We start from the raw sequence: 15579 nt of genomic DNA, 5'->3' as shown, positions 1-15579 counted from the left end.
CGTGGCATGGGCACCATGCCACCGCACACCTTACCGGAGCGGAACTTATTCGTTGGCGAAAATACTGCCGAGTTTGTCCATCTTCTCGAGCGCGATGCCAGAGCCGCGCACGACGCAGGTGAGCGGGTCTTCGGCAACGACTACCGGCAGGCCGGTTTCTTCCATCAGCAGGCGGTCGAGGTCGCGCAGCAGCGCACCGCCGCCGGTGAGCACCATGCCACGCTCGGCGATGTCGGCGCCGAGTTCCGGCGGCGTCTGCTCGAGGGCGATCTTCACCGCGCCGACGATCTGGTTCAAGGGATCGGACAGCGCCTCGAGGATCTCGTTCGAGGAAATCGTGAAGCTGCGCGGAATGCCCTCGGCGAGGTTGCGGCCCTTGACTTCCATTTCCTTGACTTCGGAGCCCGGGAAGGCCGAACCGATGGTCTTCTTGATGAGCTCCGCCGTCGTCTCGCCGATCAGCATGCCGTAGTTGCGGCGGATGTAGTTGATGATGGCATCATCGAACTTGTCGCCGCCGACGCGCACCGAGCCGGCATAGACCATGCCGCCTAGGCTGATTACGCCGACTTCCGTCGTGCCGCCGCCGATGTCGACGACCATCGAGCCGGTGGCGTCCGATACCGGCAGGCCGGCGCCGATCGCGGCGGCCATCGGCTCCTCGATCAGATAGACCTGGCTCGCCCCGGCGCCCAGGGCGGACTCGCGGATCGCGCGGCGCTCGACCTGCGTCGAACCACAGGGCACGCAGATGATGATGCGCGGGCTGGGGCTCAACAGACGCGAGTCGTGTACCTTCTTGATGAACTGCTTCAACATCTGCTCGGTGACGGTGAAATCGGCGATCACGCCGTCCTTCATCGGCCGGATGGCGGTGATGTTGCCGGGCGTCTTGCCGAGCATCTGCTTGGCGGCGGCACCCACGGCCTGGATCGTCTTCTTTGCGTTCGGGCCGCCTTCGGTGCGGATCGCGACGACCGAAGGCTCGTCGAGCACGATGCCCTTGCCGCGCACGTAGATCAGCGTGTTCGCGGTGCCCAGGTCGATCGCCAGATCGTTGGAAAAATAGGAGCGGAGGAAGGAAAACATCGGTGTCCTGTCTGTCAAAGACAGTGCCGCAAAGCCAACCAGCACTGTCGGGGAAAGGGATACCTATGATAACCTAACGAGCTTGGCAAATCTGCCCCGCGAGTGGGGACAACCCGAAATTTCACTTTGAAACCATGTCCTTGAGCCCGGCCGACGTCAGTCGCATCGCGCATCTGGCGCGCATCGAGATCTCCGCCAGCGAATCCGCGCAGATCCGCGAACAGCTGAATGCGATCCTCGCCTTCGTCGAACAGTTGCAGGCCGTCGACACCACCGGCATCGTGCCGATGGCCCACGCCGTCGATGTCGTGCAGCGCCTGCGCGAAGACCGCGTGACCGAAAGCGACCGCCGCGACGACTTCATGGCGATCGCGCCCGAGTCTGAAGCCGGCCTGTATCTGGTGCCGAAGGTGATCGAATGAAACGGATCGCCCGCCTCCCCCAGCCCCTCCTCTCGGAGGGGAGACTTTGTGGTCGCTTCGCTTTATGATCGATTCGTCTCTCAAGGAACTGTCCGCCGCCCTCGTCGGGAAAGAGATTTCCAGCGTCGAGCTCACCACGCTGTTCCTCGACCGTATCGAGAAACTCAACCCGACGCTCAATGCCTTCATCACCATCGACCGCGAGAAGGCGCTCAGCCTCGCGCGCGCCGCGGATGCGAAACTCGGCGAGGCAGAGACGGCATCCCCGCTGACCGGCATCCCGCTCGCCCACAAGGACATCTTCTGCGCACAAGGTTGGCGCACCACCTGCGGCTCGAAGATGCTGGCCAACTTCGTCTCGCCATATGACGCCCATGTGGTCGAGCGGATGGCCGCTGCCGGCATGGTGCTGATCGGCAAGACCAACATGGACGAGTTCGCGATGGGCTCGTCGAACGAGACCTCGTTCTTCGGGCCGGTGAAGAACCCCTGGGATTTGGCGCGCGTGCCCGGTGGTTCTTCGGGCGGTTCGGCGGCGGCCATCGCGGCTCGCCTCGTGCCGGCGGCCACCGGCACCGACACGGGAGGATCGATCCGCCAGCCTGCGGCGCTGTGTGGCCTCACTGGCCTCAAGCCCACCTACGGCGTGGTCTCGCGCTTTGGCATGATCGCCTTCGCCTCCAGCCTCGATCAAGGCGGGCCGATGGCCAAATCGGCCGAGGATTGCGCGCTGCTCCTAAACGCGATGGCCGGCTTCGATGCGCGCGACTCGACCTCGCTCGATCGCGCAGCCGAAGACTACACGCTTGAACTCGATAAGCCCCTCGATGGCCTGAAGATCGGTCTCCCAAAGGAATTTTTCGGCACCGGCATGGCTGCCGGCGTGCGCGCCGCGGTGGAGGACGCGCTTGCCGAATATCGCCGGCTAGGCGCGACGACCGTCGAGGTCTCGCTACCCAATTCCAATCTTTCGGTGCCGGTCTACTATGTGATCGCGCCGGCCGAGGCGAGCTCGAATCTCGCCCGTTTCGATGGCGTGCGTTACGGCCATCGCGCCGCCGAGTACCGCGACCTGATCGAGATGTATGAAAAGACCCGCGCCGAAGGCTTCGGGTCGGAGGTCAAGCGGCGCATCCTCATCGGCACCTATGTGCTCTCGCACGGCTACTACGATGCCTATTATCTGAAGGCTCAGCAGGTGCGCCGGCTGATCGCCGAGGACTTTCGGGCTGCGTTCGCCTCCTGCGACGTGATCATCGGGCCGACCACGCCGACGCCCGCCTTCCGCTTCGGTGAAAAGAGCGCCGATCCGGTCCAGATGTATCTGTCCGACATCTACACGATCGCCGTCAACCTCGCTGGCCTGCCGGCGATGTCGATCCCCTGCGGTTTCGATGCGGGCCTGCCGGTGGGGCTGCAAATCATCGCGCCGTGGTTTGCCGAGGCGAAGATGCTCAATGTCGCCCATCGTTATCAGCAAGCCACGGACTGGCATCGGCGCATGCCCGGAGGTATCAAATGAGCTGGGAAGTCGTGATCGGCATCGAAACCCACGTCCAGCTGCAGACGCAATCGAAAATCTTCTCCGGCGCCAGCACCGCCTTCGGCGCGCAACCCAACCGCCAGGCTTGCGCAGTGGACATCGCGCTGCCCGGCGTGCTGCCGGTGTTGAACCGCGAGGCGGTGGTCTGCGCCATCAAATTTGGCCTCGCCGTCGGTGGCGGAATCGCGCCGCGCTCGATCTTCGCGCGCAAGAACTACTTCTACCCCGATCTGCCGAAGGGCTACCAGATCAGCCAGTACGAAACGCCGGTGATCTCCGGCGGAGGCATCACGATCCGCGTCAATGACTCGGAAAAACTCATCCGGCTGACCCGCGCCCACCTCGAAGAGGATGCCGGCAAATCCTTGCACGAAGATTTCCACGGCAAGACCGGCATCGACCTCAACCGCGCTGGCACGCCGCTGCTCGAAATCGTCTCCGAGCCCGACATGCGTTCCTCCAGCGAGGCCGTCGCCTATGCCAGGGCGCTGCACGCGCTCGTCACCTGGATCGGCATCTGCGACGGCAACATGCAGGAAGGCAGTTTCCGCTGCGATGCCAATGTCTCGGTGCGCCGTCCCGGCGGGCCGCTCGGCACGCGCCGCGAGATCAAGAACCTGAACTCCTTTCGCTTCCTGCAACAGGCGATCGACTTCGAAATCCAGTGGCAGATCAACGAGCTCGAGGAAGGCCGGGCCATCGAACAGTCCACCGTGCTGTTCGATCCAGACAGCGGTCAGACGCGCGCGATGCGCAGCAAGGAAGATGCGCACGATTACCGCTACTTTCCCGATCCCGATCTCTTGCCGCTCGAGATCGGGCCGGAGTGGATCGCCGAAGTGAAGGCCGGCATGCCCGAGCTCCCGCAGGCGATGCAGGTGCGTTTCCAGGCCGATTATGGCCTTTCCGCCTACGATGCCGCGACGCTCACCGCGACGCGTGCGACGGCGCGTTATTTCGAGGATGCCGTTGCCGCCGCAGGCAGGGAGAATGCGAAACTCTGTGCCAACTGGATCATGGGCGAGCTCGCGGCCCGATTGAACCGCGCGGAAAAGGATATCGGCGCCGCGCCAGTTTCGGCCATGCAGCTGGCCGGCATGATTCGGCGCATCAGTGATGGCACGCTCTCCTCCAAGCTTGCCAAGGAAGTCTTCGAGGCGCTGTGGATGCAGGAAGGAACCGATGCCGACACGATCATCGAGTCACGCGGACTGAAGCAGGTATCCGATGCTGCCGCGATCGAGCCGATCGTCGCCGAGGTGATCGCCGCGAATCCGAAATCGGTCGAGGAATTCCGTGCCGGCAAGGAAAAGGCCTTCAACGCGTTGGTCGGCCAGGTGATGAAGGCGACCAAGGGTAAGGCCAATCCGCAGCAGGTCGGCGAGCTACTGAGGAAAAAACTCGGCGCTGGCTGACCGGCACGCCGGCTATTTCCTGGCCGTCTTGCCGGTGAGCTGCAGGTAACGTTCCCGGTCGGCGGCGAAGCGCTCGCGCACCGCAGCGACGTCCTTTTCCTTCTGCTCGAGCGCCTGGCGCTGCGCGGCGATTTCGCGTTCGTTCTCTTCGATCTGTTTCTTCAGCGCCGCCGGCAGCGGCTTCTTGGTATAGAACTCCTTCTCGTCGTCGAGCTTTTTCTGCTTGGCGAGCGCGGCTTCGAGCCGGTTCTTCGCCTGCTCGGCATTCTTTTCGAGGTCGGCGATCGCCCGCTCGCGCGCCGCATCGAGTTCCTTGACGTTCGTGAAACTGTCGAGCAGCGCGCGGTCCTTGCGCGCCTGTTCGGCGGCCTTTCTGGCCTCTTCCTTCTTGCGGGCTTCTTCCGCTTCGCGCGCGGCGCGTTGCTCGGCCGTGAGCGGCGCCTCGATTTCCTTGGACGAGCCGCCTTGTAGATAGATGGTCTTCGCCCGACTGTCACACACCGGCGGCGGCGGATCGCCGCACACCCGCTTGCCATTCACGTCACAACAGACGATGCGCGCCGCGGCCGGCCAAGCCAGCGCGAGGCCGACGGCGAACAGCAGGGTACGGGATTCAATCGACACCATAGACCTCCCGATAGCGGCGCACCGCTGAAAGGTTTTCTGCCAGCGCCGGCTGGCCGGCCAGATAATCGATCAGGTCGGCAAGGCGCGCAACAGTGATGACCGGCAGCCCCAGTTCCCGTTCGACTTCCTGCACGGCGGAAAGCTTCCCCGTGCCGCGTTCCTGGCGGTCCAGCGCAATCGCGACCCCTGCCGGGATCGCGCCGGCGCCGCGGATGATCTGGATCGATTCGCGCACCGAGGTACCGGCGGAAATCACGTCATCGACGATCAGCACGCGGCCCTTGATCGGCGCGCCGATCAAGCTGCCGCCCTCGCCGTGATCCTTGGCTTCCTTGCGGTTGAAGGCGAAAGGGAAATTGCGGCCGCGCTCGGCCAGTTTGATCGCCACCGCCGCCACCAGCGGAATGCCTTTGTAGGCAGGCCCGAACAGCATGTCGATCGGAAGTCCTGAGCCGAGAATGGCGCGCGCGTAGAAATCGGCGAGATGGGCAAGCGATTCGCCATCGTTGAACAGCCCGGCATTGAAGAAGTACGGCGACAGACGACCGGCCTTGGTCTTGAATTCGCCAAAGCGCAACACCCCCCGCTCGCAGGCGAACGCGATAAAGTCGCGGCTGAAATCGTTTGCCTCGCTCATCATCGCTTCATTCTACATGCTGAAAATCGTCACGCTGAATTTGAATGGCATCCGCTCCGCGGTCAAAAAGGGCTGGCTCGACTGGCTCGCGCACCAGGATGCCGACATCGTCTGCGTCCAGGAGCTCAAGGCGCAGGATGCCGATTTGTCTCCTGCCGAGCACCATCCGGCCGGCTACCACGGCTATTTCCACTTTGCCGAGAAGAAAGGCTACAGCGGCGTCGGCCTGTATGCGCGCCATGCCCCGCAGCGGGTGACCGAGGGCATCGGCAATCGGGAGTTCGATGCCGAGGGGCGGTTCCTGCGCTGCGACTGGCCGGGACTTGCCGTGATCTCGCTGTATGTGCCCTCGGGTTCCTCCTCCCCCGAACGCCAGGCCGCCAAGTTCCGCTTCATGGAGGTCTTCTTTCCCCATCTGGCCGCCTTGCGCGATGAAGCACGCAAAACCGGCCGCGAATTCATCATCTGCGCCGACTGGAACATCGCGCCAACGGAAAAGGACCTGAAGAACTGGAAATCGAACCAGAAAAACTCCGGCTTCCTGCCCGAGGAGCGCGCCTGGATCGCCCGCGTCAAGGATGAGCTCGGCTGGGTCGACGTCTATCGGCGGCTTAACCCCGATGCCGAGGACGAGGGTTACACCTGGTGGTCCAATCGCGGCCAGGCCTGGGCGAAGAACGTCGGCTGGCGCATCGATTATCAGCTCGCCACGCCTGGCATCGCCGCAACCGCCGTCGCCGCGAGCGTTTTCAAGGATGTGCGTTTTTCCGATCACGCTCCGCTGACGATCGACTATGCATGGCCGAAAATTGTGCAACAATGGCAAAGTTCGAACCCCACTGCAAGGAGCCGAAAATGACCGAAATGACCGAAGTCAGCAAAGAAAAACTGATCAATGATTTCAAGGTGGTCGTCGCCGATGCCGAAGAACTGCTGCGCGCCACCGCCAACGTGGCGGGTGACAAGGCCGCCGACCTGCGCGCGCGCATCCAGAGCCGTCTGGCCGATGCGAAAGTGCGTCTCGCCGACGCCGAAGCCGCGTTGGTCGACAAGGCCAAGCAGGTCGGCCGCGCTGCCGACAGCTATGTGCAGGACAATCCCTGGCGTTCCGTCGGCATCGCCGCAGGGCTAGGCTTCATCGTCGGCCTCTTGATCGGCCGGCGCTGAGAAAGGCGGGAGTAAAGCGTGTCCGACGCTTCTCCCGGCCTGCTGGCTTCGCTGCGCGGACTTGCGACGACCAGCGTCGCGCTGGTCCGCACGCGTCTCGAACTGCTCAAGGTCGAGGCGCAGGAGGAGGTCGGGCGTATCTCCGGGCTGCTACTGTGGGGCGCGACGGCAGTGTTGTGCGGGGTGCTTGGCGTCGCATTCCTGGGCGTCTTTCTCACCGTCTTGCTGTGGGACAGCCACAGGGTATTGGCGCTGGGCATCTTCACCGCGTTGTTCCTCGTCGCCGCCGCGATCGCCGGCAGCGTGACGCTGCGCCTGTTGCGGCAAGGCTCGCGCCTCTTCGCCGCCAGTCTGGCCGAGCTCGAGCGCGATGAGACGGCACTGCGCAACGAGGATGCCGCGCAATGAATGCGATCGAACTGGCTCTGGAAAAACAACGGCTGCAACTCGAAGCCGCGAGTCAGCGCGTCGCCCTGGGCGATCATCTGCAAGGTCTGGCGCCGCTTATCGATGCGGCCGATCGTCTGCAGGAGGGGGTGCGCTGGGTGAAGCGCCATCCCGAGATCGTCGCCACCGGCATCGCGCTCCTGGCGGCGGTGCGGCCAGGTACCCGACGCTTCCTGTGGCGCTGGGGCAAGCGCGCTTTTCTCGCCTGGCAGTTCTGGCGGGCCAATTTCCCGTCACGGGTTCTGGCGCCTTTCAAGCGTTGAATCGTCGCGCGCGGGCAGCTTTTCACCCTTTATTCAGTATCTCCTTATATACCCAAAATAGGGCATAGGCGCGACGGCCAACATGCTCTATGCTCAGCCAGAGAGCAAAAACAACAACGCGCCATGCCAATCCCTGCCCGCTCCGTACTCTACGTGCGCCTTCCCGTCTGGAAGATCTGGCCTGGGGGCATCGTCTATCTGGCCGATTTCATCCACAGGCAACGCCCGGGCGTCCGACAGGAAATCCTCGATCTCGCCGTGATTCCGCCACGTCAGCGCAAGGCTGCCCTGATCAGTCGCGTGCGCGAATTGCGCCCCGACGTGATCGCCTTCTCCTGGCGCAACATGCAGACTTTCGGGCCGCATCCGGAAAACGATGCGCTCGACGTGGTGATGAATTACGACCATTCGCCGAATCCACTCAAGCGCCTGAAGGCCGCCTGGCAGGCGCTCGGCATCATCTACGACTATGCAAGCCAGCGACTGCGCAATCTCGGCTACCTGAAGCTGGTGCGCAAGCTCTCGCCGCACTCGCGCCTCGTCGTCGGCGGCACCGCGGTGTCGATCTTCGGCAGATACGTGGCCGAGCGCTGTCCGACCGACACGGTCGTCGTCGTCGGCGAGGGCGAGGCGGCGATGCTGTCGATCGTCGATGGCAACGAAGTGCCTGCCGGCCACCATTTTTACAAGGACACCGAAGGCCAGGTACATCACCGCCCGGCCGAGGAAAACTTCGATCTCGGCCAGCTCACGGCGGTCGATTTTTCCTACATCGAATCGATCTTTCCCGCTTTTCGGGAATACGTCGGTAAGCCGGACATCTCGATCGGCGTGCACACCAAGCGCGGCTGCCCATACCAGTGTCATTTCTGCCTCTACAACAAGATCGAAGGCGCCCGCCAGCGCTATCGCGATCCAGTCGAGGTCGCCAAGGAAGTCGAGACGCTCAACAAGCAGTATGGCGTCTCGCGCATCTGGTTCACCGACGCGCAGTTCTGCTCGACCCGGCGCAGCATGACGCATGCCGAAGCGATCCTCGACGAGATGATCAGACGCCAGGTCAAGGTGCGGTGGACCGGCTATCTGCGCCTGAATTACATCACCCCGGAAATCGCGCGCAAGATGCTCGATTCCGGTCTGGAGAGCCTCGATCTGTCCTTTACCGGCTCGCAGGAGATGATCGAGAGCCTGACGCTTGGCTACGAACTCGAACAGCAGATGGGCGCCTTCCGCTACTTCAAGGCAGCAATGACTGGTGAGTATGCCGATCTGAAGGTGAAGCTGTATATGCCACTCAATGCGCCGGGCGAAACCCCGGCGACGCTGCGGGCGACGATGGCGCGCATCGAGGAACTCTATGCGCTGTTCGGCCGCGACAAGGTGCTGCCGTTCATCTTCTTCGTCGGTGTGCAACCCAACACCCCGGTCGAAAAGCGGCTGCTCGCGAGCGGCTATCTGCCGAAGAACTACGACCCGCTGACGCTCAATCCGTTCATCATCAAGAAGCTGCTCTACAACCCGCCGCCGCTGGGCCGCCTGATCGGCCGCGCCTATCTGCGGGCGCTCGAATACTCGAGCAAGATGGACGACACCGCCGGCGAATATGTCGGCCGCGCGACGATGGAAATTCTCGACCGCGAGCTGCCGGCCGTCAGCGTGCCGTCTCGGAGCCGCCGACTTTTCTGGATCCTGCCCGCTTCCGAGCGCTCCTGATGCCAAGATCAATGGGTTCGCTCGGCCTATAATCGGCAGCGGCGGGCCTGTAGCTCAGTCGGTCAGAGCAGAGGACTCATAATCCTTTGGTCCTGGGTTCGAGCCCCAGCGGGCCCACCAGCATTCTCGCCGCGGCCACTGACGAGGGCCGCTGCGCCGTAGTCATTGAAGCAGTCCCATAATCCTTTGGTCCTGGGCTCGAGTCCCTGCGAGCCCATCATGCAACTTGCGAAACGAAGGGCGATGACGAACCCTGCCAGGCCAGGCGAACTCCCTCTCGGCGACGACGCCACGGACGAGCTCAAACGCCTGCGGGCGCGCCTCGAGGCCGAGATCGCGACACGTCACGGGGTGGAGAAACGCCTTGCCGATCTTCAAACGGCCTACGCCCGCTTCGTGCCGCCGCAACTGATCGAACTGCTCGGCAAGGACAGCATCCTCGACGTCGACTGGGGCAACCAGGCCGAAAAGAAGATGACGATCCTGTTCTCCGACATCCGCGGCTTTGCCTCGCTGTCGGAACGGATGTCGCCGCAGCAGTGTTTCGATTTCATCAACGCCTATCTCTCCTTCATGGAGCCCGTCGTGCTCGCGCACGGCGGCTTCATCGACAAATACATCGGCGATGCGGTGATGGCGCTGTTTCCTTCCCGCGGCGACGACGCGCTGCATGCGGCGCTGGCGATGCTCGCCGAACTGGAGCGCTTCAATGCCCACCGCGCGACCGGGCTTGCCGGCTTGCCCGAGCCGAACCCGGAGCAGCCGATCCGCATCGGCATCGGGCTCAATTCCGGCTTGTTGATGCTCGGCGTGATCGGTGGCGACAAGCGCATGGAAGTCACCGTGATCAGCGACGCGGTCAACCTCGCCGCGCGCGTCGAAACGCTGACCAAGACCTGGCAGACGCCGATCCTCATCACCCAGCACACGCTGAACAGCATCCGCGATCCCGCCGCCTTCTCGATCCGCTTCATCGATCGGGTACGGGTGCGCGGCAAGCATCTGGCGCAATCGATCTACGAGGTGTTCGATGCCGACCCAGCGCCGCTCAAGGCCGCGAAGCTGGCCAGTCTGGACACCTTCGAGGACGCGCTCGCCCACTATCATTTCCGCCGCAGCGATGATGCGCGGCGGCTGTTTGCCGAATGCCTCGAACGCAATCCGGGCGATACTCCGGCATCCGTCTATTGGCAGCGTTGCCAGCATCCCGGCCATGGCGATTCCGCCGGCATCTCCGAAAGCGATGGCTTCGCCACCTGGCAGCCGGAATATTCTCTCGACTTCACCGCCTTCGACGAGATGCACCGGCTGATCTTCGACCACATCGTCGCGGCTGCCGAGGCGCTGCAAGCGGAGTCGGCCGCCCGGGCCGAACGGCTGATCGCTCGCCTCGTCGAAATCACCGCCGAGCATTTCGACGCCGAAGAAAGGCTGATGGAAGCGCACGGCTACCCCCTCTCCCCGCGCGCCGAACATCGGCAGCAGCATCTCAAGTTCTCCGCGTTTCTCGCCACGCTGCTGCGCGAAATCGCCGCCGGCACCGTCTCACCGCTGCGGCTGGCCTTCCGCTGTCAGTTCCTCTTGCTGGATTGGTTCATCAGCCACATCAGCATCACCGACCGCCACCTCGAGCGTTTTCTCGCCACGCGCCTGTCTGCAGCCTCAGATCAGCGGTAACGCGGCACCCTCTTGCTTGAGCCGCGCGCGCGCGGCAGGCCAGTCGGGGTAAAGTCGTTCCACGACCTGCCAGAAGCGCGGACTGTGGTTCATCTCGACCAGATGCGCGACTTCGTGGGCGATGACGTAATCGATCGTCGCCGGCGCCAAATGAATGAGCCGCCAGTTGAGCCGGATGCCGCTTCGCAGGCTGCAGCTGCCCCAGCGTGTGCGCGCCGAGCTCAAGGCCAAGGGCGGCGCCGGCTGGCCGATCCGCGCCGCCATCTCGACGAGCCTTGGCCGGAAGTGTTCGAGGGCGCGCCGTTGCAGCGCCCGACGTGTCAGTGCCGACAGATCGGCATCGGGTCGTGCGGCAAGCCAGAGCTCGTCCTCGCTCCAGTAGCCGCGATTGGCGCCGTTGGTCACGCGCACGCGCACTTCGCCGCCCAAGAGCGGCAGGCGCGCACCGTCGAAGATCGGTAGATGCCGGCGAGCACCCTGGGCCGCGAAGGCCGCGAGTTTGTCCACGACCCAGGCACCATGCTGCCGAATGAACGCCTCGATTTCGCCCAGCGTCACGCTGCGCGGCGCGCCGACACTGAGCCCGCGCTCGTCGATGCGCATGGACAATCGGCGGCGGTCGCGCCGCAGCGTGTAAGCGACGATATGGGCGCCAATGAGGATGTGGCGCGGCCGGCTCGACGCCGTGTCATGCGGCGGCAGGGCGCGGAACAGCTCGAGCTGCATCATCCCAACGCAAACAGGTCTTCGACGGCGGTGGGTGTCGCCTCGGTCATCGCCCGGACAAGCGCCTGCTCGATGACGGGCAGCGGCTGCTCGATCAGCCGCCAGTAGCAGCGCAGCACGCCGCCATCGCGCGCAACCCAATCCCCATGACGGCTGAAACTCAGCACGATGCGCAGCGTTGCGGCATCCGGGTGCCGTGTTGCCAGCGCCGAATCTCGCAACACCCGCAGCGCCTCGTCACGCAGCCAGGACTCCGTCATGTCGCGGATCTGCCGCGGCGTCGCAGCGGGCGGCAGGGGCAAGTGCAATGCATCGCCCAGCCGTTCGGGCCGCGGCCGGTCGGTATCGAGCTCGAGCGTGAGCCAGCCGCCGAGATAGGCGACACGCGCGCCGTCCCGCCAGGCGGCATCGGCAGCGTTCGCGACGGCGTCAAGCCGCAGTCTCAGTTGCGGGTCTCGCTTCGGCATGATAGAGATGCGGACTGATGCGACGCATTTCGGCCTCGATCCAGGCTTCGGCGAGCGCATTCACCTCGCCGGGGTTGCGGCCGGCGGTGTCGATCGGCGGGCCGATGCTCACCGTCACGATGCCGGGACGCTTGATGAATGCCCTGCGCGGCCAGCATTCGCCGGAATTGTGCGCCACCGGCACGGCCGGAACTTTCGCGGCGACGGCCAGCCACGCGCCGCCGATCTTGAAGGGCCGGCTCGTCCCCGGCGCCACACGTGTGCCTTCTGGAAAGACCACCACCGAATACCCTTCGGCCAGCCGCTGCTTACCCCGCTCGATGACCTGCTTCAACGCCGCCTTGCCGGAAGCGCGGTCGATCGCGACGAAGGGCATCAGCTTCATGCCCCAACCGAAGAACGGCAGCCAATTGAGCTCGCGCTTGTAGACGAACGCGGTGAGCGGAAAGATCAGCTGCAGCGCGAAGGTTTCCCAGGCCGACTGATGCTTGGCCAGGATCACGCAAGGGCCGGCCGGCACGTTCTCGGCACCGATGACGCGCATGCGTAGCCTGAGCACATGCTCGGTCAGCCACATCACGAAGCGCACCCAGGGCATCACGAGCAGCCGGCGGCTGCGCGGTGGCAACCAGAACAGCAACAACAGCAAGGCGACGATGAGCACCAGCGACGGCACCATCACCAGCATGAAGAGCAGAGAACGCAGCAGGTTCATCCGGTCGATTCCGTCATGCGGTCAGCTTCGCCACGGCGGTCGCCAGGTCGGGGAAGACCATCGTGTGGCTTGGCAGTGCAGCATCTTTCTCGGTTTTCCTGCCCTTGCCAGTCAGCACCAGGATCGGCTGCGCACCGACCGCCACTGCCGATTCGAGATCGCGCAAACTGTCGCCGACCACCGGCACGCCGGCGAGGCTGACGTTGTAGCGCGCGGCGATTTCCTTCAACATGCCGGGCTTGGGCTTGCGGCATTCACAATTGTCGGCGTTGGTATGGGGGCAGAAGAAGATCGCATCGATCGCGCCGCCGGCGTGGGAGACTGCTTTGATCATCTTGTCGTGGATCGCGTTCAGCGTATCCATGTCAAAGAGGCCGCGGCCGATGCCCGACTGATTGGTGCACACCACGACGCGAAACCCCCACTGGTTGAGTCGCGCGATCGCTTCGAGGCTGCCGGGGATCGGCACCCACTCCTCGGGTGACTTGATGTAGAGCTCGGAGTCCTGGTTGATGACGCCGTCGCGGTCGAGGATGATCAGCTTCGTCGCAGGCATGGGTGGCGATCAAGCGGCAAGACGCGCAAGATCGGCGACGCGGTTCATCGCCTGATGCAGTTTCGCCAGCAAGCCCAGCCGGTTGGCGCGCAGCCGCGCATCCTCGACATTCACCATCACCTCGTCGAAGAACCGATCGACCGGCGTTTTGAGCGCGGAAAGCCGCGACAGCGACGCGGCGTAATCACCCAACTCGAACAGTGCGTCCGCCTCCTGCCCGACGGACACGAGCGCGGCATGGAGGGCACGTTCGGCCTCCTTTTCGAAAAGCAGGGGATCGACCTTCGGCATCAGCCCAATGCCTTGGGCTTTCTTCAGGATGTTGCCGACGCGCTTGTTGGCGGCGGCGAGGCTTTCCGCTTCCGGCAGCCGGGCAAAGGCGCGCACCGCGGCAAGACGCTTGGGCACGAGGTCGATGCGCATCGGTTGCAACGAAAGCACCGCATCGACCTCTTGGGCCGTATGGCCATACTCGCGCGCAAGACCGGCAAGGCGTTCGAACACGAAGCTCATGAGCTCGCCCCGCGCATCGCGCAGCATGCCGGTGGGAAAGACGGCGAATGCGGCCTCGATCAGTTCGTCGAGCGGCAATGCGAGCTCTTTCTCGATCAGCATGCGCAGCACGCCCAGCGCGTGACGCCGCAGCGCGAAGGGATCCTTGTCGCCGGTCGGCTTTTCATCGATGCCGAACAGGCCGACCAGCGTCTCCAGCTTGTCGGCGAGCGCGACACAGAGGCCGACGTCATTGCGCGGCAGGCCGTCGCCGGCAAAGCGCGGCTTGTAGTGATCCTCGATCGCGTCGGCGATCTCGACCGGCTCGCCATCATGGAGCGCATAGTAGCGGCCCATGATGCCTTGCAGTTCCGGAAATTCGCCGACCATGTCGGTGAGCAAATCCGCCTTCGAGAGCAGCGCGGCGCGGTCCGCGGCATTGGCGAGCTCTGCGCTGCCTAGCCGCTCGCCGATCATGTGCGCCAGCCGCGCGACGCGTTCGGCCCGCTCTCCCTGACTGCCGAGCTTGTTGTGATAAACCACCTTGGCGAGCCCCGGGATGCGGTCGATCAGCGACTTCTTGCGATCCTGGTCGAAGAAGAATTTCGCATCGGCCAGCCGCGGGCGCACGACGCGCTCGTTGCCGCCGATCACCGCCGCGGGATCGTGTGGCCGGATGTTGGCGACGACGAGGAACTTGTTCGTCAGTTTGCCGGCGGCATCGAGCAGCGGAAAATACTTCTGGTTCGCCTTCATGGTCAGGATCAGGCATTCCTGCGGCACGTCGAGGAACTCTTTTTCGAACTGGCAGACGAGCACGTTGGGCCGTTCGACCAGCGCCGTCACTTCGTCGAGCAGCGCGTCGTCCGCGATCGGCACGAGCCCCTCGCGCGCGGCGGCAGCCTGTAACTGCCGTTCGATCTCGGCCCGGCGTGCGGCGAAGCCGGGAATCACCGCGCCCTCGGCCTCCAGCTGCTCGGCATAACTGTCCGCCTCGCGAATCACCACCGGATTGGCGCTGGCCTCGAAGCGGTGGCCCTGGGTCTTACGGTCGGCGGTCAAGCCCAGCACGGCAACCGGTACCACCTCGGCGCCATGCAGCGCGACGAGCCGGTGCGCAGGACGCACGAAATGCACGGTGGTCCAACCGTCCTGCAACTGATAGCTCATCACCTTCGGGATCGGCAAGCTGGCGAGCGCCGCATCCAACGCGGCCTGCAGGCCCTCTTGCAGGGTCATGCCGGGCAAGACGCTGTCGAGGAACAGCGCCTCGGCCTTGCCGTCCAGCTGCCGTTTGAGGCTCGGCACGACTGCGGCATCTTTGCCGAGCGCGGCGAGCTTTTTGAGCAGCGCCGGGGTAGGGTTGCCGTCGGCATCGAGCCCGACGGCGGCCGGCATCAGTTTCTGGGTGACTCGTCTGTCGGCCGCCTTGGCGGCGACATCCGTGAGATGCACTGCCAAACGCCGCGGTGAGGCGTATCGAGAGACCGTCGTCTTGGCGACGAGCCCGGCGGCTTTGAGCCTCTCGGCCACCGTGGCGGCGAAGGCTTCGCCGAGTTCCTTCAGCGCCTTCGGCGGCAGCTCCTCGACGAACAGTTCCACGAGCAGGTTTTTCGTCGTCAT

17 protein-coding genes and 1 tRNA gene are annotated in these 15579 nt (G+C 64.2%); 10 read left to right on the top strand and 8 right to left on the bottom strand.

Features of this window, described 5'->3' with window-relative positions; all coding sequences use genetic code 11:
• Positions 1–45: 45 nt before the first annotated feature.
• Entirely contained in the window at positions 46–1089 is a 1044-nt protein-coding gene (locus tag EL335_RS00475) for a rod shape-determining protein (protein WP_126443733.1), read from the bottom strand.
• Positions 1090–1223: 134 nt separating this feature from the next.
• Here EL335_RS00475 and gatC point away from each other — a divergent pair, with 134 nt between their 5' ends.
• The 3 genes from gatC (at position 1224) to gatB (ending at position 4469) form a co-directional block, all read left to right on the top strand.
• On the top strand, positions 1224–1511 hold the full coding sequence (gene gatC / locus EL335_RS00470; RefSeq protein ID WP_126443732.1) for an Asp-tRNA(Asn)/Glu-tRNA(Gln) amidotransferase subunit GatC: 288 nt from the start codon (positions 1224–1226) through the stop codon (positions 1509–1511).
• Between the two features lie 64 nt (positions 1512–1575).
• Positions 1576–3033 (top strand): Asp-tRNA(Asn)/Glu-tRNA(Gln) amidotransferase subunit GatA, encoded by a 1458-nt coding sequence (gene gatA / locus EL335_RS00465; RefSeq protein WP_126443731.1) that lies wholly within the window; start codon positions 1576–1578, stop codon positions 3031–3033.
• A complete protein-coding gene (gene gatB / locus EL335_RS00460; RefSeq protein WP_126443730.1) occupies positions 3030–4469 on the top strand; it encodes an Asp-tRNA(Asn)/Glu-tRNA(Gln) amidotransferase subunit GatB in 1440 nt (479 codons plus the stop codon). The genes gatA and gatB overlap by 4 nt, the downstream gene beginning before the upstream one ends.
• Before the next feature lie 12 nt (positions 4470–4481).
• Here the strand turns inward: gatB and EL335_RS00455 are convergent, their stop codons facing one another.
• Positions 4482–5093, bottom strand: a complete 612-nt coding sequence (locus EL335_RS00455; RefSeq protein WP_126443729.1) for a coiled-coil domain-containing protein — start codon at positions 5091–5093, stop codon at positions 4482–4484.
• A complete protein-coding gene (gene pyrE, locus EL335_RS00450) occupies positions 5083–5736 on the bottom strand; it encodes an orotate phosphoribosyltransferase (protein ID WP_126443728.1) in 654 nt (217 codons plus the stop codon). Before pyrE ends, EL335_RS00455 begins: the two co-directional genes overlap by 11 nt.
• Positions 5737–5749: 13 nt before the next feature.
• Here pyrE and EL335_RS00445 point away from each other — a divergent pair, with 13 nt between their 5' ends.
• The 7 genes from EL335_RS00445 to EL335_RS00415 all read left to right on the top strand — a co-directional run bounded on the left by EL335_RS00445 (position 5750) and on the right by EL335_RS00415 (position 11000).
• Positions 5750–6592: an exodeoxyribonuclease III gene (locus EL335_RS00445; protein ID WP_126443727.1), complete on the top strand. Its 843-nt coding sequence runs from the start codon at positions 5750–5752 to the stop codon at positions 6590–6592.
• Positions 6589–6900: an ElaB/YgaM/YqjD family protein gene (locus EL335_RS00440; RefSeq protein WP_126443726.1), complete on the top strand. Its 312-nt coding sequence runs from the start codon at positions 6589–6591 to the stop codon at positions 6898–6900. Before EL335_RS00445 ends, EL335_RS00440 begins: the two co-directional genes overlap by 4 nt.
• Before the next feature lie 18 nt (positions 6901–6918).
• The gene (locus EL335_RS00435; protein ID WP_126443725.1) at positions 6919–7308 is read left to right on the top strand and encodes a phage holin family protein; all 390 of its coding nucleotides are present in this window, start codon (positions 6919–6921) and stop codon (positions 7306–7308) included.
• The gene (locus EL335_RS00430; RefSeq protein WP_126443724.1) at positions 7305–7610 is read left to right on the top strand and encodes a YqjK-like family protein; all 306 of its coding nucleotides are present in this window, start codon (positions 7305–7307) and stop codon (positions 7608–7610) included. The genes EL335_RS00435 and EL335_RS00430 overlap by 4 nt, the downstream gene beginning before the upstream one ends.
• Positions 7611–7733: 123 nt before the next feature.
• Complete coding sequence (locus EL335_RS00425; RefSeq protein ID WP_126443723.1) at positions 7734–9323, top strand: B12-binding domain-containing radical SAM protein; 1590 nt, start codon at positions 7734–7736, stop codon at positions 9321–9323.
• A gap of 43 nt (positions 9324–9366) precedes the next feature.
• Positions 9367–9443, top strand: a tRNA-Ile gene (locus EL335_RS00420).
• A 123-nt stretch (positions 9444–9566) separates the two neighbouring features.
• Positions 9567–11000 (top strand): hemerythrin domain-containing protein, encoded by a 1434-nt coding sequence (locus EL335_RS00415; RefSeq protein ID WP_172599978.1) that lies wholly within the window; start codon positions 9567–9569, stop codon positions 10998–11000.
• Here the strand turns inward: EL335_RS00415 and EL335_RS00410 are convergent.
• Genes EL335_RS00410 through glyS form a run of 5 tightly spaced genes read right to left on the bottom strand, consistent with a single transcriptional unit; the run spans position 10986 to position 15579 of the window.
• Complete coding sequence (locus EL335_RS00410; protein WP_284155384.1) at positions 10986–11729, bottom strand: M48 family metallopeptidase; 744 nt, start codon at positions 11727–11729, stop codon at positions 10986–10988. The genes EL335_RS00415 and EL335_RS00410 overlap by 15 nt on opposite strands.
• Positions 11726–12193: a SprT family zinc-dependent metalloprotease gene (locus EL335_RS00405; RefSeq protein WP_126443721.1), complete on the bottom strand. Its 468-nt coding sequence runs from the start codon at positions 12191–12193 to the stop codon at positions 11726–11728. Before EL335_RS00405 ends, EL335_RS00410 begins: the two co-directional genes overlap by 4 nt.
• Positions 12156–12908 carry a lysophospholipid acyltransferase family protein gene (locus tag EL335_RS00400; RefSeq protein WP_126443720.1) on the bottom strand — a complete coding sequence of 251 codons (753 nt, stop codon included), beginning with the start codon at positions 12906–12908 and terminating at the stop codon, positions 12156–12158. Before EL335_RS00400 ends, EL335_RS00405 begins: the two co-directional genes overlap by 38 nt.
• 13 nt (positions 12909–12921) lie before the next feature.
• Positions 12922–13464 (bottom strand): D-glycero-beta-D-manno-heptose 1,7-bisphosphate 7-phosphatase, encoded by a 543-nt coding sequence (gene gmhB, locus EL335_RS00395; RefSeq protein WP_126443719.1) that lies wholly within the window; start codon positions 13462–13464, stop codon positions 12922–12924.
• A gap of 9 nt (positions 13465–13473) precedes the next feature.
• Entirely contained in the window at positions 13474–15579 is a 2106-nt protein-coding gene (glyS, locus tag EL335_RS00390; protein WP_126443718.1) for a glycine--tRNA ligase subunit beta, read from the bottom strand.

The organism is Sulfuricystis multivorans (genome assembly GCF_003966565.1).
Lineage (GTDB): Bacteria > Pseudomonadota > Gammaproteobacteria > Burkholderiales > Rhodocyclaceae > Sulfuricystis > Sulfuricystis multivorans.
Note: the sequence above shows the minus strand (reverse complement) of the source record. Positions and strands in the feature narration are given on the sequence as shown.

Coding starts and splice junctions, on each gene's coding strand:
- EL335_RS00475 (WP_126443733.1), bottom strand. CDS start 1,089: ATGTTTTCCTTCCTCCGCTCCTATTTTTCCAACGATCTGGCGATCGAC.
- gatC (WP_126443732.1), top strand. CDS start 1,224: ATGTCCTTGAGCCCGGCCGACGTCAGTCGCATCGCGCATCTGGCGCGC.
- gatA (WP_126443731.1), top strand. CDS start 1,576: ATGATCGATTCGTCTCTCAAGGAACTGTCCGCCGCCCTCGTCGGGAAA.
- gatB (WP_126443730.1), top strand. CDS start 3,030: ATGAGCTGGGAAGTCGTGATCGGCATCGAAACCCACGTCCAGCTGCAG.
- pyrE (WP_126443728.1), bottom strand. CDS start 5,736: ATGATGAGCGAGGCAAACGATTTCAGCCGCGACTTTATCGCGTTCGCC.
- EL335_RS00445 (WP_126443727.1), top strand. CDS start 5,750: ATGCTGAAAATCGTCACGCTGAATTTGAATGGCATCCGCTCCGCGGTC.
- EL335_RS00440 (WP_126443726.1), top strand. CDS start 6,589: ATGACCGAAATGACCGAAGTCAGCAAAGAAAAACTGATCAATGATTTC.
- EL335_RS00430 (WP_126443724.1), top strand. CDS start 7,305: ATGAATGCGATCGAACTGGCTCTGGAAAAACAACGGCTGCAACTCGAA.
- EL335_RS00425 (WP_126443723.1), top strand. CDS start 7,734: ATGCCAATCCCTGCCCGCTCCGTACTCTACGTGCGCCTTCCCGTCTGG.
- EL335_RS00415 (WP_172599978.1), top strand. CDS start 9,567: ATGACGAACCCTGCCAGGCCAGGCGAACTCCCTCTCGGCGACGACGCC.
- EL335_RS00410 (WP_284155384.1), bottom strand. CDS start 11,729: ATGATGCAGCTCGAGCTGTTCCGCGCCCTGCCGCCGCATGACACGGCG.
- EL335_RS00405 (WP_126443721.1), bottom strand. CDS start 12,193: ATGCCGAAGCGAGACCCGCAACTGAGACTGCGGCTTGACGCCGTCGCG.
- EL335_RS00400 (WP_126443720.1), bottom strand. CDS start 12,908: ATGAACCTGCTGCGTTCTCTGCTCTTCATGCTGGTGATGGTGCCGTCG.
- gmhB (WP_126443719.1), bottom strand. CDS start 13,464: ATGCCTGCGACGAAGCTGATCATCCTCGACCGCGACGGCGTCATCAAC.
- glyS (WP_126443718.1), bottom strand. CDS start 15,579: ATGACGACGAAAAACCTGCTCGTGGAACTGTTCGTCGAGGAGCTGCCG.